We start from the raw sequence: 25,162 nt of genomic DNA on the forward strand, positions 1-25,162 counted from the left end.
AATAAAGGGTGCAGTTTAACAGATGTCGTCTGCCGTCTGTTGCCGGCTCTGCGTCTGATTCAGCAACGGATAAAACTATGGAACGTCAGTGCGACGCCTTATGCTGGCGCAGCATGCAAAAATATGACGGCTGCACAAACAGAAACGCAACCCGAAGGTTGCGCTCTGCCTGTCACAATTTAAGCGATGCTTACTTAAACACAATCTCGCCCTCTTCAACCAAGGCGTGGATGACGGTGCCTGGCTCAAACTCCCCAGAAAGAATTTGTTGCGCCAGCGGGTTTTCGATCCAGCGCTGAATCGCCCGCTTTAACGGACGCGCACCATAGATCGGATCATACCCTTCAGCGACCAGTTTCTCTAAGGCCTCTGGGGTTAACTCAAAGCGCAACTCACGCTCGGCTAAACGCTGACGTAAGCGGCCCAATTGAATCTGTGCAATACCGGCAATCTGCTCAGTACCCAGTGGTTCAAAGATCACCAACTCATCAATCCGGTTGATAAACTCAGGACGGAAATGTGTACCGACCGCATCCATCACCGCCGCACGTTGTGCTTCACGATCGCCCATCAGCTCTTGAATCTGGACTGAGCCTAAGTTTGACGTCATCACTACCACGGTGTTGCGAAAGTCCACAGTACGGCCGTGACTGTCAGTTAAACGACCATCATCCAGCACTTGCAGCAGCACGTTAAACACATCCGGGTGGGCTTTCTCCACCTCATCCATCAACACCACAGAATACGGCTTGCGACGCACGGCTTCAGTTAAGTAACCGCCCTCTTCATAACCCACATAACCCGGAGGCGCACCGATTAAGCGCGCAACCGAATGCTTCTCCATAAACTCCGACATATCAATCCGGATCAAGGCATCTTCGCTATCAAATAGGAACTCAGCCAGTGCTTTACACAGCTCAGTTTTACCGACACCGGTTGGGCCTAAAAACAAGAACGAGCCGCTGGGGCGATCAGGGTCAGACAGTCCCGCGCGTGAACGACGTACCGCATTGGCTACCGCGGTCACCGCTTCATTCTGGCCAATCACGCGCGTATGCAGCAACTCTTCCATTTTCAGCAGTTTATCGCGCTCACCTTCGAGCATTTTCGATACAGGAATACCGGTCCACTTGGAGACCACATCAGCAATTTCTTCATCGGTAACTTTGTTACGCAACAACTGGTTTTGCGGTTTACTGTTTTGGTCAACCATTTCCAAGCTGCGTTCTAGATCAGGAATAATTCCATACTGCAATTCTGCAGTGCGGTTGAGATCACCCTTACGTCGCGCCAATTCCATTTCTTGACGGGCTTGTTCAATTTTTTGTTGCAACTGTGCAGAACCTTGTACTTCCGATTTTTCAGCCTTCCAGATTTCCTCTAGATCAGCGTACTCACGCTCTAACTCAACGATCTCTTCTTTGAGTTTTTCAAGACGTTTTTTGGTCGCCGCATCATCTTCTTTTTTCAGTGCTTCACGTTCAATTTTCAACTGAATTAAACGACGCTCCAAGCGATCCAATGCCTCAGGCTTAGAGTCAATTTCCATGCGGATCATGCTGGCTGCTTCATCGATCAAGTCAATAGCTTTATCCGGCAGTTGACGATCAGTAATGTAGCGGTGTGAGAGCTTCGCTGCGGCGATAATCGCGCCATCAGTGATGGTGACACCATGGTGCACTTCATAACGTTCTTTAAGGCCACGCAGGATAGCAATAGTGTCTTCTTCTGTTGGCTCATCCACCTGCACTTTCTGGAAACGACGCTCCAACGCCGCATCTTTTTCAATGTACTGGCGGTACTCATCCAAGGTGGTAGCTCCGACACAGTGCAGTTCTCCGCGTGCTAGCGCCGGTTTCAGCATATTACCGGCATCCATTGCGCCTTCGCCTTTACCGGCGCCGACCATGGTATGCAGCTCATCAATAAACAGAATGATCTGGCCTTCTTGTTTGGCCACTTCATTGAGTAAACTTTTTAGGCGTTCTTCAAACTCACCACGGTATTTAGCACCGGCAATTAAAGCGCCCATATCTAACGACAACAATCGTTTGCTTTTCAGCCCATCTGGCACTTCACCATTAATAATGCGCTGCGCTAAACCTTCAGCAATCGCGGTTTTACCCACGCCCGGCTCACCGATTAATACCGGGTTATTTTTCGTGCGACGTTGCAGTACTTGAATCGTGCGACGAATTTCTTCATCACGACCAATCACTGGGTCGAGCTTGCCTTCTTCGGCGCGCTTGGTTAAATCAATGGTGTATTTGTCCAGGGCTTGACGTGATTGTTCAGCATTCGGATCATCGACCTTATCGCCGCCGCGCAGGTTGGTAATGGCATTTTCTAATGACTGACGGCTAACGCCCTGCGCCAAGAGAATTTTACCCAGCGTGGTATTGGCATCCATCGCGGCCAGCAGCACCAACTCGCTGGAAATATACTGATCGCCTTTTTGTTGGGATAAGCGGTCAGCTTGGTTGAGCAGGCGCGCCAGCTCTTGCGACATGGTCATATCGCCGGTGGGATGTTGTAGCTTAGCCAGCTGATCTAATCCCTTAGTCAATGCATCACGCAAGCTTTTTACATCAAAGCCGACTTGCATCAACAAGGGACGAATCGCTCCGCCCTGCTGGTCCAATAACGCAGACATGAGATGCAATGGCTCCACCGAAGCATGGTCATGGCCAATGGCTAATGACTGTGCATCCGATAACGCCAGCTGCAGCTGGCTGGTAAAACGATCAATACGCATAATAGCTCTTCCTTATAGTCAATATGGTGAGTCGGCTTATCAGCACTCTACACTACAACCCTCACTCACTCTTATGCTTTGTATAATGTGGTCAACGCGATACTTTTCAAGCACTGCTCAACAATAAATTTAGCGTTGCCCTCCCGCCTATAAATGAAAATTCAGCCAATGGCTTTAAAATATAAAATAACAGTATTTTTAAAATATATAAAAATCTCAAAACACTACATAAGATTAAACTCCTGCTTTATTTAACAATATAAAAGCTATAAAAACAGAATAAAACAGGTGAAAACTTTTATTTTTGAGCATTATTCAAAGCTTTATTCACAAGAACGCCTATACGTTGGTTGTATTGAAATAAAAAAACCTCGAAACAGAACAATAAGAACATTATAAGTCATTGATTCTTATAGCCATTTAAATAAAGAATAAACCTTATACCAAAGTCCAGTCTTCCGTTTTATTTTATTTTTAGCATAGTGGAAGTCGTATATTTCTCTGTAATGAGAATTATCCATATTCTAAATACAATAAATGGAGAGCAGTTGTCATGACTGATTCTAAAGAAGCATCAAACAAAGCCTATTGGTCGGCTAACGTGCGGCTGATTATTATCACGCTCTGTATCTGGGCTACGGTGTCCTATGGTTTCGGAATGCTACTGCGTCCCTGGCTCATGGGTATTCATATCGGTGGCGCAGACATGGGCTTCTGGTTTGCCCAGCAAGGCTCAATTTACACATTCGTAGTTTTGATCTTTTTCTATGCTTGGAAAATGAACAGGCTCGATAAAAAATTCGGCTTGGAGGAGTAAACTATGAGTCAATTCATGATCAACATGCTGTTTGTTGCCGGCTCTTTCGCAATCTATACTTGGATTGCGATTTGGGCACGTGCCAAATCTACTCGCGAGTTTTATATCGCCGGTGGTGAAGTGCACCCGGTAATGAACGGCATGGCTACCGCAGCGGACTGGCTTTCAGCAGCATCCTTTATCTCGGTTGCCGGTCTGATTTCAGTCGGTTACGTCAACTCTTCCTTTATCCTTGGCTGGACCGGTGGCTATGTACTATTAGCTACTTTACTAGCGCCTTACCTGCGTCGTTTCGGTAAATATACGGTACCGGATTTCGTCGGTTCACGTTATGACAGTAAAACTGCGCGCTTAGTGGCGGTGGTTTGCTTGATTATGATTTCACTGACCTATGTGATCGGTCAAATGACCGGTGCCGGCGTTGCTTTTGCTCGCTTCTTAGAAGTAAGCAGCACGATGGGACTGATCATCTCGGCAGTGGTAGTGTTCTTCTACGCAGTATTGGGCGGCATGAAAGGGGTGACTTACACACAAGTAGCTCAGTACATTGTATTGATTCTTGCTTTCACCATTCCTGCTATTTATCTGTCGCTACAAATGACAGGACATTTCCTACCACAAGTCGGTTTTGTCGGTGATGTGGCTGGTACAAGTGAGCCTTTGTTGCATAAGCTAAATGCTGTGGTACGTGACCTTGGTTTCCAAGATTACACCGCTGACGTAGAAAACAAATGGAACATGTTCCTGTTCACCTTAACCTTAATGGTGGGTACTGCTGGCTTACCACACGTAATCATTCGTTTCTTCACTGTTCCGAAGATCTCTGATGCGCGCTGGTCTGCAGGTTGGGCTCTGGTGTTTATCGCTCTGTTCTATACCACTGCGCCACCATTGGCAGGCATGGCTCGTTTGAACCTACTTGATGCCATTTACCCTGGCGAGACTTCAGAAGGTTCTCTAGTTTACGCTGAACGTCCTGAGTGGTTCGAAAAGTGGGAGCACACAGGCTTACTGACTTTCGAAGACAAAAACAACGACGGTCGTATTCAGTACTACAATGACAAAAACGTTGAGTTCAACGAAACCACGGCTGTTGAGCGTGGCTGGGAAGGTAACGAGTTAACCATCAACAACGATATCTTGGTTTTGGCGCTGCCTGAAATTGGTAATATGCCAGGCTGGATTGTTGGTCTGATGGCAGCGGGCGGTATTGCTGCAGCACTGTCCACAGCATCGGGCTTGCTCTTAGCAATCTCCTCCGCAGTCAGTCATGACTTGATTAAGAACACCCTGTATCCACACATTTCCGATAAAGCAGAAATGCTGGCAGCACGGATCTCGATGGTGGGGGCGATCTTGATTGCCACCTGGCTGGGAATTAATCCGCCTGGGTTCGCCGCGCAAACGGTGGCTCTAGCGTTCGGAATGGCGGCTTCTTCCATTTTCCCAACGCTGATGATGGGTATTTTCTTCAAGCGGATTAACGCTAAAGGTGCGGTAGCCGGTATGAGCATTGGTGCACTATTCACCATCTGCTATATCTTTATGTACCTTGGCTGGTTCTTTATTCCGGGCACCAACACCTTTCCGAACACACCTGAGTTCTGGATCATGGGTATTTCCCCACTGTCCATTGGTTGTATCGGTGCATTGATCAACTTTATCGTTGCAATCTCTGTATCCTATGCAACAGAAGAACCTTCAGAAGAGATCCAAAAAATGGTTGAAAGTGTTCGTTACCCTTAATAAGGCAATGAATACACTGATCAATTAGTTATTGGTGATCAACAACAAAGTGGGCTTCCTTATGGAGGCCCTCTTTTTATCTAGAGTACTGTGTATGATTTGGCATTTGCTTGCAGTTTTTATTATCGGTTTGTGTGTAGGCGCTTTTGCTTTTGCACTGAGAAAACTCAGTCGCAACAAGCTGCCTTCATGGATTATTCCTGTGTGCGCAGGTATCGGCATGCTCAGCTATTTAGCCTATTACGATTACAATTGGTTCAGCTTAAAACGCAGCCAGCTCCCCGCCGAATCGGTGGTGATCGAGCAAGGCCGAGCCAGTAATTTCTTTAGACCTTGGAGCTATGTGTTGCCATCTGTCTCATCGTTTGTAGTATTAGATGGCCAAGTCAGAACGACTCAGCAGGATGGCGAAACTTTGGTTGAGTATATCCGCTATGAGTTTATCAACGATTATATCGAGCGCTTAGACAGCCAACCTTACATACTTAATTGCACAACTGGCGAGCAACTACAGGTTCCGCAAAACGGCAACCGTGCAGCGAGCACAGTAGAATTTGTCGCGCACGACAGCCTTCTGTATAAGCAGCTGTGCCGCTAAACCATTAGCTTACCCCGACCAAGGAGCAGTTTAGAGCGCTAAGCGCCCTCCACGCAGCTTAGCGGCGGACAAACCGTGCGGCAGTAACGTTTGTCGATGATGCATATGGCATAAAGCTATAGCTAGCGCATCAGAGGCGTCAATCTGTGGTTTCTTGGTGAGTTTTAATAAGTGCATCACCATCATTTGCACTTGTTCTTTCGCCGCTCGGCCACTACCGGCGATAGCAGATTTAACTTGCGTCGCGCTGTATTCGGATACCGTCAAATTCGCTTGCACACCCGCAACAATGGCGGCACCGCGCGCCTGTCCCAGCTTAAGTGCTGAATCGGCATTACGCGCCATAAAGACTTGCTCAATACCCATGGTCACTGGGTGATAGGTTTGAATAATCTCACTCACCCCAGCAAACACCGCATTGAGACGTTCTGGCAACTCACCTGTCCCCGTACGGATACAGCCAGAGGCAACGTACTCGCAGCCGCGTCCTGTATCACGAATAATCCCGTAACCCGTGATTCGAGAACCTGGGTCAATGCCTAAAATAAGCGTCACCTTGGCATCCTTTAGTTAGTGTGTAGATGCAGTGCATTAAGCGCGCAAATCTATATCCCGCACACATAAAAAACCTCTGGGCCTGTGTTTACAAGCAGCCAGAGGTTTATTGACTCGCAGCGTAAACCTAAGCTTACAGTTGCTCCATCACATCATCTGGAATTTCAGCATTGGAATAGACGTTTTGTACGTCATCTAGATCTTCCAAAATATCAATCAAACGCATGACTTTTTCTGCGCCATCTAAATCCAGCTCAGTGGTCATAGTTGGAATCATCGTGATTTCAGCTTCTTCTGCAGTAAAACCTGCGGCAGTGAGCGCTTCACTGACGGTGATAAAGTCAGCAAAGGTGGTTAATACCTCTACTGAGCCGTCATCGTTAATTACGATATCATCCGCACCCAACTCCAGCGCTGCATCCATCAAGGCTTCTTCATTAACGCCTGGCGCATAACAAATCTGACCTTTGCGCTCAAATAGATAAGCAACCGAGCCATCAGTGCCTAAGTTGCCACCGTATTTATTAAAAGCGTGACGAATCTCAGCGGCAGTACGGTTACGGTTGTCAGTCATGGTTTCCACAAAGACAGCAACACCATTGGGTGCATAGCCCTCATACACCAACTCTTCAACGTTATCGCCATCGCCACCGCCCACACCACGGGCAATCGCACGGTCAATCGTATCGCGGGTCATGTTCGCAGAAAGCGCTTTATCAACGGCTAAACGTAAACGTGGGTTATCAGCAGGAATGCCACCCTGCTTCGCTGCTACCGTTAACTCACGAATTAACTTGGTGAAAATCTTACCGCGCTTATTATCTTGACGCTCTTTGCGGTGTTTGATATTCGCCCACTTGGAATGACCAGCCATAACAACTCCCGTTTTATCTCTTTACTGTAGTTAACAATACGCTGTCGGTTATCTGTTGCAGCACTAAGGCTACCGCAGATAACCCTGCGCTCTACTTAAATCACTTTACTCAGCTTTTGGCTGCTCACGCAAACGTATATGCAAATCACGCAATGCAGTTGCATCCACTGTACCGGGTGCTTGCGTCATCACGCAGGCGGCACTTTGGGTTTTCGGGAAGGCAATCACTTCACGAATCGACTGCGCACCGGTCATCAGCATCACTAAGCGGTCTAAACCAAAGGCTAAACCACCGTGTGGTGGTGCACCGTATTTCAGCGCATCGAGCAAGAAGCCAAATTTCTCTTGTTGCTCAGCGGCGTCAATACCTAAAATCTCAAAGACGGTTTGCTGCATGGTGCGATCATGAATACGAATCGAACCACCGCCCAACTCAGTACCATTCAAAACCATATCGTAGGCTCGTGATAACGCCACAGCCGGATTAGCACGCAACTCCTCTGCTGAGCACTTCGGCGCAGTAAAGGGATGGTGAATCGCCGTCAGTGAGCCGTCGTCATTGGCTTCAAACATGGGGAAATCAACCACCCACATCGGCGCCCACTCACAGGTCAGCAACTCGAGATCGTGACCGATGCGGATACGTAACGCACCCAAGGCATCACTAACAATCTGCGCTTTATCAGCGCCGAAGAAAACGATATCACCATCAACCGCACCCACACGATCCAGGATAGTATTGAGGTTATCTTCTGGGATAAATTTAACAATCGGCGACTGTAAACCTTCCACACCTTTCGCACGCTCATTGACTTTAATATACGCCAAACCACGTGCACCGTAGTTGCTGACGTATTTGGTGTACTCGTCAATCTTGCCACGCGGCATGCTGCCAGCACCCGGTACACGCAGTGCTGCCACACGACCTTTAGGATCATTAGCAGGACCACTGAATACTTTAAAATCAACGCCAGTCAATTGATCAGCAATGTCGACTAATTCCAGCGGAATACGCAAGTCAGGCTTATCAGAACCAAAGCGACGCATCGCCTCTTCATAAGTCATATGTGGAAATTCAGCGAATTCCACATCCAACACTTCTTTAAACAGCTGACGCACCATGGTTTCAGTGATGGACATAATGTCCGCTTCATCCATAAAGCTGGTTTCAATGTCAATCTGGGTAAATTCAGGCTGGCGATCAGCACGTAAATCTTCATCACGGAAACATTTCGCGATTTGATAGTAGCGATCAACACCCGCCACCATGAGCAGTTGCTTAAACAGCTGTGGCGATTGTGGCAACGCAAAGAAGCTGCCTGGGTGGGTACGGCTTGGCACTAAATAGTCTCGCGCGCCTTCTGGAGTCGCACGGGTCAGAATCGGCGTTTCCACATCAAGAAAGCCGTTGTCATCTAAGTAACGGCGGATGCTGGTGGTCACGCGTGAACGCAATTTCAACTTAGCGGCCATCTCTGGACGACGCAAGTCAATGAAACGGTAACGCAAGCGCGTCTCTTCACCGACATCCGAATGCTCATGCAACGGGAACGGTGTCGTTTCGGCTTGGTTGAGTACTTCGAACTCAGTGGCAATCACTTCAATGCCACCGCTCGGCATGTTTGGATTCACTGCACCGTCTGGACGAGGGTTCACCACACCGGTGACTTTAACCACATATTCGCTGCGCACCCGGTTGGCGGTGGCAAAAATTTCGGTTTGTTCAGGATTAAAAACGACTTGAGCGAGACCTTCACGATCACGGATATCGAGGAAAATAACTCCACCGTGGTCGCGACGACGGTGTACCCAACCGCAAAGAGTAACGGTCTGCCCGTTGAGGGATTCGTTTAAGTGTCCGCAATAGTGGCTGCGCATCATGATAGCGTTCGCTTCCTAGAAGATTTGAAATAATCGATAGCCGTTGCACTCAAAACGCTAGTTAGCAGCGTACGCGCAAAGCCATCGCAGAAAACCCTGATTATATAGCCTAACAGCGCTGACGGCTATGCCATGTCGAATCACTTGACAGCACACCGCTATTACACCGCTCGAAGAGCTCTTACTGATCATCACTCGCCATCCTATTGACAACTGCAATATCTGTAACTTAGTGGTGAATCTTTACTGCGCGAGCACCTAATAGAGACTTTAGTTGTTTGAGTCATTGCGTTCTTTGCTGTTTAATAAGCAAATGGTGGTTGAGGTTTTTATCCGCAGCCATTTGGACACGACAGCAGCGTTGCTGGCACAGAATGCTGTACTTGTAGTCGATCCTCTTATTTATTGTAATTCTTATCAAGGTGAGTCCATTACGTATGTTAAAAATTGTCCATTTGTTTACGGGTGTTAGCGCCCTACTTCTCTCGCTTATTTTGGCCAGCCAAAACCAACCAGCTGCCTTACTATTAGGGTCATTTGCCTTAGCTAACTTATTGGTTGCTCCAATAGTACCCATATGGGCGCGCGGCGGTCGTCGTCAACTGCAAGGCTTAGTTTCAGCATTAATAGTCTTAGCCACAGTTCTGCAAGCGTACTTTATGCTCAACGGTGTTGAGCAGATTGACAACCAAAGTGCCTCATCATTAAGCCTTGTTACATTATTTGCCGCAGTGATTTTGCATTTAGCATTAAACCTGCGCAAGGTTAGCAGTAAAAGTGCTCCTCTCTCACAAGACCTCAGTGACCGTGAAACAGGTACTGTTAAATGGTTTAACACTTCAAAAGGTTTTGGTTTTATTTCACGTGACTCTGGAGATGATATTTTTGTGCATTTTCGTGCCATTCGTGGTGAAGGACACCGCGTTTTGGTCGAAGGCCAGCGCGTTGAGTTTACGGTAATGGACCGTGACAAAGGTTTACAAGCAGAAGATGTGATTGCTGCGCTGCCGGATGAGCGCGACTAACTGATCAGTGCGATACACAATAAAAGCCCGCTTGATAGCGGGCTTTTTCATCGCAAAACAAGACCATTGAGCCGCATTATATCAGCGCTCAGCAGCCCATCACGCACACTCAAAGCTAATGCTCATACCACCTATAAAAACATCGGCATAATGCCGATGTTTTTATATCAAGCAACTTGGCTGAGCAATTACGGGTAGAGACCACGCAACTGACGTGCTTCCAAGATACGCGTACAGGCAGTAATAAAGGCTGCGGTACGCAAAGACACGGCATGCTCTGCTGCTGTGGTCGAGATCGACAGGTAAGCATCCAGCATGATTTTTTCCAGACGCTGATTAATCTCTTCAACACTCCAGTAGAAGCTCGATGAGTTCTGCACCCACTCAAAATAACTCACAGTGACGCCGCCAGCATTGGCCAACACATCAGGAACAATGACAACACCTTTATGCGTCAGAATATCATCGGCCTCAGGCGTTGTGGGTCCATTGGCCCCTTCAACAATAATGCGGGCACGAATGGCCTCGGCATTATGCTTAGTAATCTGTCCTTCTAAAGCAGCAGGAATCAGAATATCTGTGTCAATACTCCAAAACTCATCGGCAGCAATGGCTGTGGTGTTCGCCGCACCACCGACACCGCCGGTTTGTTTAACATGCTGAAGTAATGCTTCAACATCCAAACCATTGGCATCATAAATGGTGCCCGTGTGGTCTTGTACAGCGACAATTTTGGCACCCTCTTCGGTGAACAAATGCGCGGCCGTACCGCCGACGTTACCAAACCCTTGAATACTGATACGTGCACCTTGCAAATCGATACCCGCATCTTTAGCCGCAGCCATACCAACAATAAACACACCACGACCGGTTGCTTCAACACGACCTAAACTACCGCCCAAAGCAATGGGTTTGCCAGTGACGATACCCGGCTGTGTCGCGCCGGCATGCATGGAGTAGGTATCCATCATCCATGCCATAGTTTGCGCATTGGTATTCACATCCGGACCTGGAATATCTTTATTCACACCAATAATCGAACTGATCTCATTGGTGTAGCGACGGGTAATACGCTCCATCTCACCTTGTGAATACTTACGGGGATCAACACGAATCCCACCTTTGGCACCACCAAAAGGCAGTCCGACAACAGCTGTTTTTACTGACATCCATGCCGATAACGCCATCACTTCAGACAAGGTGACATCTTGGTGATAACGCACACCACCTTTACCGGGGCCACGATTCAGGCTGTGCTGCACACGATACCCTTCAAAATGAGCAATAGTGCCATCATCCAAGCGCACAGGAACATCGACAATCAAGCTACGCTCTGGGTGCTTTAAGGTGTCAGTCCACTTACTTAAGTCGCCCAAGTAAGGTGCAACTCGATCAACTTGCTCGAGGAAAATACCCCATGGACCTGGATTCTCAGAGTCTAAATACGAGGGTATATGCTGGGTTTCTTGTTGTGGCATGATTTAAACCTTGGTCATTAAAAGTGTAGGCCATACGTTAAAGTGTGGCCGTGCAAAACAGCCGATTTTAGCGGATTGCAACGTGACTGGCTCGTCACAACGGACTATTTATTTAAATCCCTCATCACAAAATGAATAAAAACCCTCTGTAAGCCGCGCAATAATAGGCCTGTCTGCCAATGAAAATATTTTTAATAAATATTTAAAAAGGCCAATCCCGCTCAATAAAAGCTGCTTTCAAGCTACTTTATCGACAATGAACAGGCTAAGATCAAAGACAAAAGCAATGTTCTTTATTCTCTCCTCTCTATTATCTTTTTATAAAACTCAAGGGTCTACAATGTCCGACCATGATGTATTTCCTTATCTGAGCCTACTGTATGAACAAGGCGGTTCGGATATGTATTTTAGTGTAGGCGCTGTTGCGCAAATGAAAGTAGAGGGAGCGTCTCGATCCATCGGCAAACAACCGCTGCCGCCGTCATCCGTGCAACAAATGGCGTATCAACTGATGACGCAAAAACAAATTTCAGATTTTGAACGCGACCTAGAAATGAACTTGGCGGTTGGCATACAGGGTTCTGGACGCTTTCGAGTCAATGTGTTTTACCAACGCGGCGAAGTCTCCATGGTGGTCAGGCATATTAAAAATACTATTCCTGACTTTACCACCCTCGGTTTACCGGTAATGCTAGAGCGCTTAGCGATGCTCAGTCGCGGTTTAATTTTAGTTACTGGAGCTGCTGGCTCGGGTAAATCAACCACTTTGGCGGCCATGTTGGATTACCGCAACAGCCATGCTGGTGGCCATATTCTATGCATTGAAGACCCGATTGAGTTTTTACATAAACATAAGCAGTCGGTCGTCAACCAACGTGAAGTCGGACTGGATACTCATAGTTTTTCCGCAGCATTGCACAACGCTTTACGTGAAGCGCCAGATGTGATCATGATTGGGGAAATTCGAGACAAAGACACCATGCAACATGCGTTGCACTATGCTGAAACGGGTCATTTATGTGTGGCGACCCTACATGCCACCAGCACCCCGCATGCCCTTGAGCGTATTGCCCGTTTTTTCCCTGAAGATGCACGCCGTCAAATTCTTGCCGATGTGTCACAAAACCTCGTCGCAATTATCGGTCAGCGCTTAATTCCGGGAATCCTGCAAAAACGTGTGGCGGCCATCGAACTGATGCTGGGGACACCTTATATTAAAGACCTAATCCAACGTGATCAGCTGGATGAGTTGAAAAGTGCGATTGCCCGCTCACAAGAACAAGGCTTACAAACCTTTGACCAAGAATTATTTAAATTATTCAGCAGCAAGCGCATTACCCTCGAAGAAGCTTTAAAGTTTGCCGACTCAAAAACTGACCTGACTTTAAAAATAAAATTAGAGCGTGGCTTTAACGATGAAGTATCTGATACTTTAGAAATCAAATAGATCGCTTTATGACTAAACCTGGCAACATCGATCACATTCTATCCAAAAACAATCAAGTCGGAGCTTTTAATGAACGATGCAAAATCATTATTTAAACCTTTCCAGCTAGGCCCTTTAAGTGTTCCTACCCGTATAGTAATGGCCCCTATGACCCGCTCTTTCTCACCTGGCGGCGTCCCTAATGCACAGGTTATTGAGTACTACCGTAAGCGTGCCGCCGAGGGTGTAGGACTTATTATTACAGAAGGCACGACAGTTAATCACTGCGCAGCGAATGGCTACCCCAATGTGCCGCGTTTTTATGGCGAAGATGCGTTAAGTGGCTGGAAAAGCGTTGTTGCAGCAGTGCATAACGCTGGCGGAAAAATCATGCCGCAACTCTGGCATGTGGGTAATGTACGCCGTTTAGGCACTGAACCGGATGCCAGCGTACCTGGCTACGGTCCGATGCAGAAATTTAAAGACGGTAAAGAAATTATCCACGGCATGACGCAAACCGATATTGACGATGTGATTGCTGCTTTTGCCCAAGCAGCGAAAGATGCGCAAGCGATTGGCATGGATGGCGTTGAGTTACACGGTGCACATGGTTACTTAATTGATCAGTTTTTCTGGGAAGTCAGCAATCAGCGCACGGATAACTACGGCGGTAACATGGCCAACCGTGGTCGTTTTGCCGTTGAAATCATTCAAGCCGTACGTACAGCTGTAGGCCCTGACTATCCAATTGTGTTTCGCTTCTCGCAATGGAAACAACAAGATTATACCGCGCGTCTGGCGCAGAGCCCAGACGAACTGAAAGCGTTCTTACAGCCGCTCGTGGATGCCGGAGTTGATATGTTCCACTGCTCAACACGCCGTTTCTGGGAACCTGAATTCGCCGACTCAGATCTCAATCTCGCAGGCTGGACCCGTCTACTAACCGGTAAACCTACCATTACCGTTGGTAGTATTGGTTTAGAAGGCAGTGAGTTTACGACATTCTTGGGTAATACTGATGAAATTGCGCAGCCGGCCAGCTTAGAGGGCTTGTTGACTCGCTTTGCCGCAGAGGAGTTTGATTTAGTGGCCGTTGGCCGTGCTTTACTGGTCGACCCAGAGTGGGCTGCAAAAGTACGCGATGATCGTCAAGATGAGATTCTACCCTTCAGTCGTAGTGCCTTAGGCAGTCTTTCTTAAGAGGCCATGTTTGCTGTGCGGCACTCTGCCCGCACAGCAAATGACTTTTAGCGGACGACTCTTACTCGTCCGCGCCTTCGCGGTCACGGTAGCCTAACAAGTACAAAATACCATCTAAGCCTAGGGTTGAAATGGCTTGGCGTGCGGACTTCTTCACCATCGGTTTAGCTCGGAAAGCCACACCCAAACCGGCCAACCCCAACATCGGTAAATCATTAGCACCGTCGCCCACAGCAATAGTTTGCTCTAAACGTAAGCCTTCCATTGCAGTCAACTCACGTAACAAATCCGCTTTACGCTGCGCATCAACAATAGGTTCAATAGCACGCCCGGTGAGTTTGCCATCGACAATTTCCAGCTCGTTGGCATACACATAATCAATACCTAAGCGCGCCTGCAGCTGCTTGGCAAAATAAGTAAACCCGCCCGATAAAATCGCTGTTTTATACCCTAAACGCTTGAGCTCGGTAAACAGCATTTCAGCCCCTTCAGTCAAACGTAGTGAGGCGCCAATTTCTGCTAGTACGTCTTCAGACAACCCTTCGAGCAAGGCTAAGCGCTCTTTAAAACTGGCTTTAAAGTCCAGCTCGCCCTGCATTGCGCGCTCAGTAATTGCCGCCACTTGCTCACCCACCCCAGCAGCTTTGGCTAATTCATCAATCACCTCTGCTTCAATTAAGGTGGAGTCCATATCAAAGACAGCCAGGCGACGGTTACGACGAAAAACGGTATCACGCTGGAAGGCAATATCGACATTCAACTCTTGTGCCACGCTTAGAAAATCAGCACGCAAAGCCGCCGCATCAGCAGGCTCACCACGCACTGAAAACTCAATACAGCCCTTTCCTTGACTCTCAGGCGTGTCCAGCGGCATACGCCCCGATAACCGATCAATATGATCAATATTTAAGCCATATTGCGCAGTAATGGCGCTGACTCGCTGTAACTGCTCAGCTGTGACCTGTCGCGTTAATAGGGTAACGATATAACGCGTTTTCCCTTGTCCAGCGACCCATTGCTGATAGTCGTCCTCAGAAACAGGCGTAAAGCGTACTTGCTGATCCAGTTTATAGCCGGTAAACAGCACGTCTTTCAGCACTGCCGATGCTTGATCAGTACTAGGAATCTCGACCAAAATACCAAAGGACAAGGTGTTATGAATCACAGCCTGGCCAATATCCAAAATATTCACACCACTGTGCGCCAGCACGCCCATAATGGCGGCGGTTAACCCCGGACGGTCTTCACCTGTGATGTTAATCAGGACAATTTCGCGCACGGTGCTTTCTCCGCAGATAAAAAAAGCCATTCTAGCCATTTAATCGCACAACGGGCAGTCCTTTTGCTTGTTCTATGCTTTACGACCGTTATACTTTACTGTTGTTGTGGCTGTTAACAATTCATTTGCTTGCCTATTAGTATTTTCAGCACCCCTTTTTATTTGGAAAATCTTGTCTATGCCGCTCGACTCTGCACATTCACGACGCACCAGTATTGCTTCGCGTATAACAGGTTATGTTTTTTTAGTGATTACCCTCTGTCTGTTAGCGTTTACCTGGATGGTACATACGCAACTGCAATGGTCGATACAACAGCAAGCACAGGCCTTGGGGCAAAGCTTACTGCAGCAAACCCGCAGCCCTGTCGAAGATGCTTTATCAGCCGACGACACATTGAGCGTCGCAGTGTTATTGCGTGATTTAGTCAGCAACCCTTACGTGTCCTATGCCGCCCTCTACAGCGTCGAGAAACGTATTCTTGCAGAAGCAGGACAGCGACCAAAATCAAACAGTCTAGAGTCTGGCATGCACTCACAACAACTGTCTTTGCAGGACGTTATCGCTGGCTCACTGCAAATACAGATTGATATGACTAAACTGCAACAACCACTCACCACCAGCATGCAAACCATGGGTATCTTAGGCGCTGCTTTGCTGTTGCTCGCTATTTTCCTAGCGTTACATTTAGCCCGCTCTATTGCTTTACCGTTGCAAAATTTAAGCAACTGGTTGATTAATCCTGCAGCGCCTGCACCACACACGCAACGTTCTGATGAAATTGGTTTATTAGCACGCCAACTGAATGAGTACTTTATTGACGACACACCCGTCGACGACATACCGACACTTGATCAAGGTGAAATAGTCACGCACACAGCCGCTGCGCAGAGCACTCCAAAGGTGTCAACCTCAGTGGTCAGCGACCATCAGTCACGACCTTTCGATCCGCTGATCGACAATCTAGATGCTTATGCTCTAGATGAAACACCCACCACTGCATCGTCATCGTTGCCGGCTCGTACCGCTATTTTGGCGGTCAGTTTTGGTAGCATGGAGCAACTGCGCCAATTGCCCAGCGAACGCTTAATGGCGCTACTGAAAAAATACCGCAATGCAGTTAAGCAATCAGCAGCCTTATACAATGGTGTTTTGCACACTCTCGCTGATGGTCGCAGTTTAATTGCTTTTGATTCTGATAACGGAGAGTACCCTCGTAACGCACTGTGCTGCGGAGAACTGCTACGTGCCTTTGGCCATGCTTTACAAGCTGAGATCGCAGATAGTGGCATTACTCTACATGTACAGCTAGGGTTGAGTGAAGGCCCCAGCGTGAAGGATATGTCGCTGGGTGAACTACTATTAAGCGAAAGTGCCCAGACCGCTCTAAGCCTGAGCCAACACAGTCGCAACTTATTACTATTAAGCAATAGCTTAGCCAAGCACAGCGGCATCGCAGCCTACTCTCGCATCCGTGCTATCGCGCAACCTGCAGAAGCCAGCTGTTTAGAATCAATGCTACAACCTTACCCTGCGCTACTGCAGAAACAGCTACGTCATCTATCCGTGTAATGATCAACAAGACTGTTGTTAATCGAGGCTTAGATGATCAATAAATAGCAGCAGACGTTATCTATAGCGCCGAGGCCTGAGCCTTAGGCGCCAGATCGGTCAGTCAAAAACGATACACATCCAGCTCGCGTACGGGCTCTACCACTGGAATTTTCAGTGGCACAATATCGCCTTGAGATGACTGTCCTTTGTCGCTTTGTGTGCTCAAAGTAGGTGGTTTTTTCTTCACCGTTGCCGCTGGTAATACGTCTTGTATAGCCTGCACTAACTGTTTCGACAACCGATTCAGTAGCTCGCTCTGCGCGCGCACTTGATCGCTGAAGTCACCATTGTGTACTTCTTCAAAATGCTCTACGCGACTGCTACGTAAGTTGCCTTTAACGTCGAGCAAACGCCATTGTGCTTCTAAGACTGCTGGCTGATTAACACCCGAGTCTAAGCGACTGATACTCAATACCACTTGAGCTTGCGCCTCTATACCAACACGATCGGGGTATAAAGAGATGCGGCTACTGCCCAACTGTGCAGACATCTGGCGCATTAAAAACTGGCCCATATCATCTTGTAAGCTACCCGCCCAACGTGCTTGTTGGCTTAAGCTTAAACTGCCATCAACTTCACGTTGCATCATATTTTCGCGCTGTAAATAATCAGCAATTTTTAACGGCCCTAAAAGCACTGTCACGTTGCTTTCGCGGCTGACAACATCAGTATTGGATTGTTGTAATTGATAAAATTGAGTCGGCGGCGCAACACTGCAACCTGCTGTCCCTAGAGCTAAAACCCCAAGCATAGCTATACCCAATGGCAAGCACATTACACGTTTCATCTGTTCACCGTTTCTTGCCAAAGATAATCGATTGCGGCTGCTGTTCTAGACTTTCCGCGGTACGCTGCAAGGCTTTACTGGCCTGCCCTAAATCTCGTAAGGACTGTAACAACTCATATTGTAATTCTGATTGCGGACCCAAACTACGACGACCGTCACTGACCATGCCATCCATTTGCTGTAAGGCATCGCGCGCACTTTGTGCAGCATGCCGCACATCAACCAAAGCATCTTTGAGTTCTACACTGCCGCTTTGCACATTATCTAACATTCCAGGTAAGCGTTGTTGGATTTGCTCACTGATTTTTTCAAAGTTAGCCAAAGAAGCACTTAAGCTGTTAATGCCGGCTTGTGTTTCCGGTGCAGTGGCCAAGCGTTCAAAAGCCATCAAGGTTTTATTGGCGGCCTCTAAGGTTTCTTTTAACGGCATTTCTTTCAAACCAGCGACTAAGTCACGCAACACATCCGCTACTTGGTCAATCCGTGATGGTACTGTTGGAATGGCGGGTAAATCAATAATATGCGGTTCACGAATATACCCTTGTTGGCCGTCAAAAAAATCTAAGGCAACAATGGCTTTACCTGTTAACAAACTAGGCGTTTGTAATTGCGCACGCAAACCACGCTCAATTAAAGGTTGAATCGAGCGATCAAAACTTCGTTTACTATCTTTACTGTGCGCACTTTCCGCGCTAATTCGTATGGTAACCGGCATCACCACATCATTTAAAGTACGATCATAGGACAAATTAATCTGCCGTACATTACCAACCTTAACACCACGATAGGTGACATCCGCTCCGACATCTAAACCATCTAGAGCGCCGGTAAAGTACACCACATACTCAACCGGTCGACTGAGTAGGCTGTCACGGCTTAGCAATAATAAGCCCGCCACCAACAACGCGACACCTCCGAGTAAAAAGGCTCCGATCAAAAAAGGCTTGCGCGATTCAGTCATCTTGTTACCTCGTGTGTTACCGCTTCACCGCGCCGTAAAAAGCGCTGCACTGTCTCAGGGCCATGCTCTAATAAATCAGCCAGTGGTCCTAGAGCGATTTGCGTATGGGTTTTATTATCTAAAAATAAACAGGTATCAGCCACCGCATAAATACTGGGCAGTTCGTGCGTCACCAAAACAATAGTTGCACCTAAGCTATCACGCAGCTGCAAAATTAACTCATCTAGCGCCATCGAACTGAGCGGATCAAGCCCTGCGGACGGCTCATCAAAAAATAATACTTGGGGGTCTAAAGCTAACGCCCGCGCCAAGGCGGCACGTTTGCGCATACCGCCGGATATTTCCGCAGGATACAATTCATCACAGCCCGCCAAACCTACCCACGCCAATTTAATTGCAGCCAATTCATACAAATCAGCCTTGCTAAGCTCTGGCCGCCAAGTACTCGCTGGTAGACAAATATTCTCTCTGAGGGTCATCCCTCCCCAGAGCGCAACGTTTTGATAGAGCACACCAAAATGCTGCTGCAAATTGGCGCGACTATTGGCATCCTGTGCCCAAAAGTCTTCACCTTGAAACAAGACACGTCCAGCCAAGGGCGCATGCAAACCTATTAAGTGGCGTAGCACCGTACTTTTACCACTGCCACTGCCACCCATAATGACAAATACTTCGCCTTTCTTGATGCTGAAATTCAGGTCACGCTGAATCACCAGCGAGCCATAACCGGCACTGAGATTATCTGCAACTAAGATGGCCTCACTCATGCTTAGATCCCCAACTGCGTGCAAATAAGCGTAATCACTGCATCACTGACCACCAGCGCAACAATAATACTGACCACCGCTTTGGTGGTGGCCTGACCAACGGCTTGCGCATTACGTCCACAGGATAAGCCGTAGTAACAACCAATCAGACCAATTAACACAGCAAAAACTAGACTTTTAAATAGGCCGATTAAAAAATCAGTCAAGGTCAGCATTGTTAAACTTTGATTAATATATTGCTGTGCAGAAATATCAAATAAACCTGAGCCAATCACAAAGCCGCCAAATACACCTAAGGCATCAGCAAATACGGTTAAGATTGGCATACTGATCAATAAAGCCAATAAGCGCGGTAGAACCAAAAATTCCAAGGTCGGAAATCCAAAGGTTTTTAACGCATCAATTTCCTCGTTGGCTTGCATACTACCCAGTTCCGCCGCATAAGCCGCACCGGTGCGGCCGGCCATAATGACGGCGGTCATCAACGCGCCCATTTCACGGGTCATCCCAATCGACACCATGTTGGCGATGTAGAGTTGTGCACCAAAGGCTTGCAGTTGCGCGGCACCCACGAAAGCTAGAATCAAACCAATCAGGCTGGCGATCAACGCCACAATCGGTAAAGCACCAGGGCCACATTGTTGAAAGGCCATCCAGAAATCGCTAGCGCGCATACGTGCTTTGCCAGTCAACAAACGTCCCAGCGCTTGTATCACTTGGCCAATAAAGATGCACGACTCTGTTAATGCTGTAGCCACACTTTGTGCACGCAGACCAACGCGTGCAATCCAACCATACTCTGGCGGCTCGGCTTTTGCAGCTTGAGTGGATGGGCTAGCAGCCATTTCTAATAAGCGCGCAACGCCATCCGGCAGTCCCTGCAAATCAAGCGTCACCTGCTGCTGCGTTGCCAGGCGTTGCATACGGCGCAATAAGGCCAAGAGACTGCTGTCCCAGGCCTCAACCGCTACTTGCACCATCACCTGTTGCGGCAAACGTCCACCCTCGCGCCAGACGTCGTTCAGCTCAGGCTTACGCTGTTCTAAGGTCCAACTGCCGGTCACTTGTAGCACGGACGCCTCACGGCTGTGATCCCAATCTAACGAGGGTACCTTGTTCATTTGGTTATCCTTTAACAGCCTTCGAACAGTATCTTATCGCGCTGCAGCATAAACCGACTGACAACACTCTAAGGCTCAACTCGCAATTCGTCCACGCGCTGGAAGCCACGAGGCAGCTTATTACCGCGGCGGCCACGCTCACCTTGATAATATTCAAGGTCGCTGAATTTAAGTGACAAGGTGCGCTTACCGGCCACTAACACCAAGGTAGCCTGTCCTGGCAAGACGGCAAAACCCACCAGCCACTCTTCACGCTTAGCGGCGCGATCGACGGGGATACCAATCAGTTTATTGCCCTTACCTTTACTCAACTGCGGCAAGTCAGAGACTTTAAATACCAGCAGTCGACCTTCATTGGTGACGGCAGCCAGCCAATCATCCTCAAAGTTATTGAGCAATTGCGGCGCGAGTACCTTTGCAGCTTTAGGTAAAGTCAGCAAGGCTTTACCAGCTTTGTTTTTCGCCTGCATATCTTCGCCTTTAACCACAAAACCATAGCCGGCATCGGAGGCGATGACCATCAACTGCTCATCGCTGGGCATCAACAGACACTCAAAGGTGGCACCAGCCGGTGGGGTTAAGCGCCCAGAAAGCGGCTCACCTTGACCGCGCGCCGCCGGTAAAGTGTGTGCAGGGAGCGAATAACTACGACCGGTGCTGTCTAAAAACACCACAAACTGATTGGAACGTCCAGCGACAGCTTGCTTAAAGCCATCACCGGCTTTGTAGGATAGACCTGTCGGATCAATATCATGGCCTTTAGCGCTGCGCACCCAACCTTGCTCCGACATCACCACGGTGACTGGCTCAGTTGGTAGCAAATCAGTGTCTGACAAGGCTTTGGCTTCACCACGTTCAACCAAAGGTGAGCGACGCTCATCGCCATAGGTTTTGGCATCGGCAATCAGCTCTTTGCGGACCAAGTTTTTCAGTTTGGTTTCGCTACCGAGTAAGCCTTGTAGCAATGCTTGCTCTTTAGCCAGCTCATCTTGCTCACCACGGATTTTCATTTCTTCGAGACGGGCTAATTGACGTAAACGCGTATCTAGAATGTAATCGGCCTGAATCTCACTGATGCTAAAACGCTGCATTAACACCGGTTTCGGCTGATCTTCAGTACGGATGATTTCAATCACTTCATCCATATTTAGAAAGGCAATCAGCAGGCCTTCTAATAAATGCAGGCGTTTTTCCACTCGATCCAAACGAAATTGCAAGCGTTTGCGCACGGTTTGCACACGAAACACCAACCACTCGACCAACATACTGCGCAAATCTTTGACTTGTGGACGGCCATCCAGACCAATCACGTTGGTGTTGACCCGATAGCTGGATTCTAAATCAGTGGTAGCAAACAGATGCTGCATCAACTCCGCCGCATCGACACGATTAGAACGCGGAATAATCACAATACGGCAGGGGTTTTCGTGATCCGATTCATCGCGTAAATCTGCCACCATCGGCAGTTTCTTTGCCTGCATTTGCGCGGCGATTTGCTCGATCACTTTAGCGCCAGAGACCTGATGTGGCAGTGCGGTGACCACGACATCGCCATCATCAACATGGTAAATCGCGCGCATCCGTACAGAACCGCGTCCACTTTGATAAATCTTTAGAATATCGGCACGCGGGGTAATAATCTCGGCATCGGTCGGGTAATCCGGACCTTGAATATGCTCACATATTTCATCTAAGGTAGATTTTGGTTTATCCAACAACAACACGCAGGCGGCGGCGACTTCACGCAAGTTATGCGGCGGTACATCGGTAGCCATACCCACGGCAATACCAGTCGTACCATTGAGAAGTAAATTCGGTAAGCGCGCGGGCAACACCGATGGCTCATTCATCGTGCCGTCAAAGTTCGGCACCCAATCCACCGTACCTTGCCCCAGCTCGGCCAGCAGCACTTCTGAATAACGCGCCAAACGCGCTTCGGTATAACGCATCGCGGCGAAAGACTTTGGATCATCCGGTGCACCCCAGTTGCCCTGTCCATCCACCAATGGATAGCGGTAACTGAACGGCTGCGCCATCAATACCATCGCTTCATAACAGGCACTGTCACCGTGTGGATGATACTTACCCAACACATCACCGACCGTCCGTGCGGACTTTTTATGCTTGGAGTCGGCACTTAAATCCAGCTCGCTCATGGCGTAAACAATGCGTCTTTGCACCGGTTTTAAGCCGTCACCGATATGTGGCAAAGCACGGTCCATAATCACGTACATGGAATAGTTTAAATACGCTTGCTCGGTAAAATCCGCCATTGAGCGGCGTTCAACACCCTCAAGACTTAAATCAAAGGATTGCTTCATGCCCAGCCTCTAGTGAATAGGTTTGCGCTAACCACAGAGTTAGCGTGATGGAACTGGCGCATTAGACTTGTACCTCAGCTAAATCACCCTTGCTTTCCAACCAAGCCTTACGGTCACTGGCACGTTTTTTCGCTAACAGCATGTCCATCAATTCTTGAGTGCCGCTGTAATCATCGAGAGTCAGCTGCACTAAACGGCGAGTATTAGGGTCCATGGTGGTTTCACGCAGTTGCGGCGGATTCATTTCACCCAGACCTTTAAAGCGTGTGACCTGTGGTTTGCCGCGTTTTTTCTCCGTTTGCAAACGCTCAAGAATACTATTGAGTTCATCTTCATCCAGCGCGTAATGCACTTCTTTACCGATATCGACACGATACAATGGTGGCATCGCTACATAAATATGGCCTGCTTCAACCAAGGGTCTAAAGTGGCGCATAAACAGCGCACACAATAGCGTGGCAATATGCAAACCATCCGAGTCAGCATCGGCCAAGATGCAAATCTTGCCATAGCGCAACTGGCTGATATCGGCAGAGCCTGGATCGACACCCATCGCCACAGCAATATCATGAACTTCTTGCGAACCCAGCACCACACTGCCATCGACTTCCCAGGTATTAAGGATCTTACCGCGCAGCGGCATAATCGCTTGAAACTCTTTATCGCGTGCTTGCTTAGCACTGCCGCCCGCCGAATCTCCTTCGACTAAAAACAATTCACCGCGCATGGGGTCTTGTCCCGCACAGTCGGCTAACTTACCCGGCAAGGCTGGACCTTGGGTGATGCGTTTGCGCTCAACTTTACGCCCCGCTTTTAAGCGACGACCGGCATGACTAATGGCGAGTTCAGCTAACTGCAAACCCAACTCAGAGTTAGCATTGAGCCACAAACTAAAGGCATCTTTGACTACGCCAGCAACAAAGCCTGCTGCAGTCCGTGAAGAAAGACGCTCTTTGGTTTGTCCAGAAAACTGCGGTTCTTGCATTTTCATCGAGAGGACAAAGCTGATGCGCTCCCAAATATCTTCCGGCGCCAGCTTGACCCCACGCGGCAGTAAATTACGGAACTCACAGAAATCACGCAACGCATCGAGCAAGCCTTGCCGGAAGCCATTGACGTGGGTGCCGCCCTGCGCGGTGGGGATCAAGTTAACGTAACTTTCTTGCACCAACTCACCGCCCTCAGGCAACCATAACACCGCCCAATCAACTCGCTCCGTTTGCGCGGCAAACTGTCCACAAAAAGGCTCATCTGGCAGACTAATAAACTCCGCCACGGCATCGGTTAAATAGGAACGCAAACCATCCTCATAAAACCAAGTGACCTGTTCTTTGCTATTTTTATCGTCAAACTGCACCGTCAAACCTGGGCAAAGCACGGCCTTAGCTTTTAAAATATGCTTGAGACGACTCACCGAGAATTTACCGGTATCAAAGTACTTTGCATCCGGCCAAAAACGGATACTGGTGCCCGTATTGCGCTTACCTACCGTACCAATCACTTCCAACTCGCTGGCTTTAAAACCATCGCGAAAGCTCATTTGGTATTCTTGGCCATCACGGCGCACGCGCACCTCAACCAAGGTAGACAAGGCATTCACGACGGAAATACCAACACCGTGTAAACCACCAGAAAACTCATAGTTTTTACTGGAGAATTTACCGCCAGCATGCAAACGGGTAAAGATCAGTTCAACCCCTGAAATACCTTCTTCAGGGTGAATATCCACCGGCATGCCACGCCCATCATCAATCACTTCCAATGATTGATCAGCATGTAAAATCACTTGCACATTGCGTGCGTGCCCGGCCAACGCTTCATCGACACTGTTATCAATCACTTCTTGGGCAAGGTGATTCGGTCGAGTGGTATCAGTGTACATTCCTGGGCGCTTACGCACCGGATCTAACCCAGATAGAACCTCAATGGCATCAGCGGTATAGGTCGAATTGGTCATGG

The 25,162-nt window shown here is 48.3% G+C and carries 19 protein-coding genes; 7 read left to right on the plus strand and 12 right to left on the minus strand.

The window, feature by feature from the left end:
* Window positions 1-190 precede the first annotated feature (190 nt).
* Window positions 191-2,755 (minus strand): ATP-dependent chaperone ClpB, encoded by a 2,565-nt coding sequence (gene clpB / locus JYJ62_RS04655; RefSeq protein ID WP_205341036.1) that lies wholly within the window; start codon window positions 2,753-2,755, stop codon window positions 191-193.
* A 553-nt stretch (window positions 2,756-3,308) separates the two neighbouring features.
* Between clpB and JYJ62_RS04660 the strand changes: the two genes are divergently transcribed.
* The 3 genes from JYJ62_RS04660 to JYJ62_RS04670 all read left to right on the plus strand — a co-directional run bounded on the left by JYJ62_RS04660 (window position 3,309) and on the right by JYJ62_RS04670 (window position 5,916).
* The gene (locus tag JYJ62_RS04660) at window positions 3,309-3,572 is read left to right on the plus strand and encodes a DUF4212 domain-containing protein (protein WP_022965188.1); all 264 of its coding nucleotides are present in this window, start codon (window positions 3,309-3,311) and stop codon (window positions 3,570-3,572) included.
* Window positions 3,573-3,575: 3 nt separating this feature from the next.
* A complete protein-coding gene (locus JYJ62_RS04665) occupies window positions 3,576-5,318 on the plus strand; it encodes a sodium:solute symporter family protein (RefSeq protein ID WP_205341037.1) in 1,743 nt (580 codons plus the stop codon).
* Between the two features lie 94 nt (window positions 5,319-5,412).
* Window positions 5,413-5,916, plus strand: a complete 504-nt coding sequence (locus JYJ62_RS04670) for a hypothetical protein (RefSeq protein ID WP_205341038.1) — start codon at window positions 5,413-5,415, stop codon at window positions 5,914-5,916.
* A 30-nt stretch (window positions 5,917-5,946) separates the two neighbouring features.
* Here JYJ62_RS04670 and ruvC read toward each other — a convergent pair whose 3' ends face one another.
* The 3 genes from ruvC to aspS form a co-directional block, all read right to left on the minus strand.
* Window positions 5,947-6,471, minus strand: a complete 525-nt coding sequence (gene ruvC, locus JYJ62_RS04675) for a crossover junction endodeoxyribonuclease RuvC (protein WP_205341039.1) — start codon at window positions 6,469-6,471, stop codon at window positions 5,947-5,949.
* A 133-nt stretch (window positions 6,472-6,604) separates the two neighbouring features.
* Window positions 6,605-7,345: a YebC/PmpR family DNA-binding transcriptional regulator gene (locus JYJ62_RS04680; RefSeq protein ID WP_205341040.1), complete on the minus strand. Its 741-nt coding sequence runs from the start codon at window positions 7,343-7,345 to the stop codon at window positions 6,605-6,607.
* A 105-nt stretch (window positions 7,346-7,450) separates the two neighbouring features.
* Window positions 7,451-9,226, minus strand: coding sequence for an aspartate--tRNA ligase (gene aspS, locus JYJ62_RS04685; RefSeq protein WP_205341041.1), 1,776 nt, complete (start codon window positions 9,224-9,226; stop codon window positions 7,451-7,453).
* A gap of 437 nt (window positions 9,227-9,663) precedes the next feature.
* On the opposite strand from aspS, the gene JYJ62_RS15880 reads away from it, so the two are divergent.
* A complete protein-coding gene (locus JYJ62_RS15880; RefSeq protein ID WP_205341042.1) occupies window positions 9,664-10,251 on the plus strand; it encodes a cold-shock protein in 588 nt (195 codons plus the stop codon).
* Window positions 10,252-10,439: 188 nt separating this feature from the next.
* Here the strand turns inward: JYJ62_RS15880 and JYJ62_RS04695 are convergent, their stop codons facing one another.
* Complete coding sequence (locus JYJ62_RS04695; RefSeq protein ID WP_205341043.1) at window positions 10,440-11,729, minus strand: Glu/Leu/Phe/Val family dehydrogenase; 1,290 nt, start codon at window positions 11,727-11,729, stop codon at window positions 10,440-10,442.
* A 340-nt stretch (window positions 11,730-12,069) separates the two neighbouring features.
* Here JYJ62_RS04695 and JYJ62_RS04700 point away from each other — a divergent pair, with 340 nt between their 5' ends.
* Window positions 12,070-13,176 carry a PilT/PilU family type 4a pilus ATPase gene (locus tag JYJ62_RS04700; protein ID WP_205341044.1) on the plus strand — a complete coding sequence of 369 codons (1,107 nt, stop codon included), beginning with the start codon at window positions 12,070-12,072 and terminating at the stop codon, window positions 13,174-13,176.
* Window positions 13,177-13,245: 69 nt separating this feature from the next.
* Window positions 13,246-14,355, plus strand: a complete 1,110-nt coding sequence (locus tag JYJ62_RS04705; protein WP_205341045.1) for an NADH:flavin oxidoreductase — start codon at window positions 13,246-13,248, stop codon at window positions 14,353-14,355.
* Between the two features lie 61 nt (window positions 14,356-14,416).
* Here JYJ62_RS04705 and serB read toward each other — a convergent pair whose 3' ends face one another.
* Window positions 14,417-15,634 carry a phosphoserine phosphatase SerB gene (serB, locus tag JYJ62_RS04710; RefSeq protein ID WP_205341046.1) on the minus strand — a complete coding sequence of 406 codons (1,218 nt, stop codon included), beginning with the start codon at window positions 15,632-15,634 and terminating at the stop codon, window positions 14,417-14,419.
* Window positions 15,635-15,812: 178 nt separating this feature from the next.
* On the opposite strand from serB, the gene JYJ62_RS04715 reads away from it, so the two are divergent.
* Window positions 15,813-17,204: a histidine kinase gene (locus JYJ62_RS04715; protein ID WP_205341047.1), complete on the plus strand. Its 1,392-nt coding sequence runs from the start codon at window positions 15,813-15,815 to the stop codon at window positions 17,202-17,204.
* A 103-nt stretch (window positions 17,205-17,307) separates the two neighbouring features.
* On the opposite strand, the gene JYJ62_RS04720 is transcribed toward JYJ62_RS04715, so the two are convergent.
* The 6 genes from JYJ62_RS04720 to parE form a co-directional block, all read right to left on the minus strand.
* Window positions 17,308-18,033 (minus strand): PqiC family protein, encoded by a 726-nt coding sequence (locus tag JYJ62_RS04720; protein ID WP_232365715.1) that lies wholly within the window; start codon window positions 18,031-18,033, stop codon window positions 17,308-17,310.
* A 4-nt stretch (window positions 18,034-18,037) separates the two neighbouring features.
* The gene (locus JYJ62_RS04725; RefSeq protein WP_205341048.1) at window positions 18,038-18,994 is read right to left on the minus strand and encodes an MlaD family protein; all 957 of its coding nucleotides are present in this window, start codon (window positions 18,992-18,994) and stop codon (window positions 18,038-18,040) included.
* On the minus strand, window positions 18,991-19,761 hold the full coding sequence (locus JYJ62_RS04730) for an ABC transporter ATP-binding protein (RefSeq protein WP_205341049.1): 771 nt from the start codon (window positions 19,759-19,761) through the stop codon (window positions 18,991-18,993). The genes JYJ62_RS04725 and JYJ62_RS04730 overlap by 4 nt, the downstream gene beginning before the upstream one ends.
* A gap of 2 nt (window positions 19,762-19,763) precedes the next feature.
* On the minus strand, window positions 19,764-20,882 hold the full coding sequence (locus tag JYJ62_RS04735; RefSeq protein WP_205341050.1) for an ABC transporter permease: 1,119 nt from the start codon (window positions 20,880-20,882) through the stop codon (window positions 19,764-19,766).
* Window positions 20,883-20,950: 68 nt separating this feature from the next.
* Window positions 20,951-23,203: a DNA topoisomerase IV subunit A gene (gene parC, locus JYJ62_RS04740; RefSeq protein ID WP_205341051.1), complete on the minus strand. Its 2,253-nt coding sequence runs from the start codon at window positions 23,201-23,203 to the stop codon at window positions 20,951-20,953.
* Window positions 23,204-23,264: 61 nt separating this feature from the next.
* Window positions 23,265-25,160 carry a DNA topoisomerase IV subunit B gene (gene parE / locus JYJ62_RS04745; RefSeq protein ID WP_205341052.1) on the minus strand — a complete coding sequence of 632 codons (1,896 nt, stop codon included), beginning with the start codon at window positions 25,158-25,160 and terminating at the stop codon, window positions 23,265-23,267.
* Window positions 25,161-25,162: the final 2 nt, after the last annotated feature.

This window comes from Denitrificimonas caeni (assembly GCF_905120345.1).
Taxonomy (GTDB): domain Bacteria; phylum Pseudomonadota; class Gammaproteobacteria; order Pseudomonadales; family Pseudomonadaceae; genus Denitrificimonas; species Denitrificimonas caeni_A.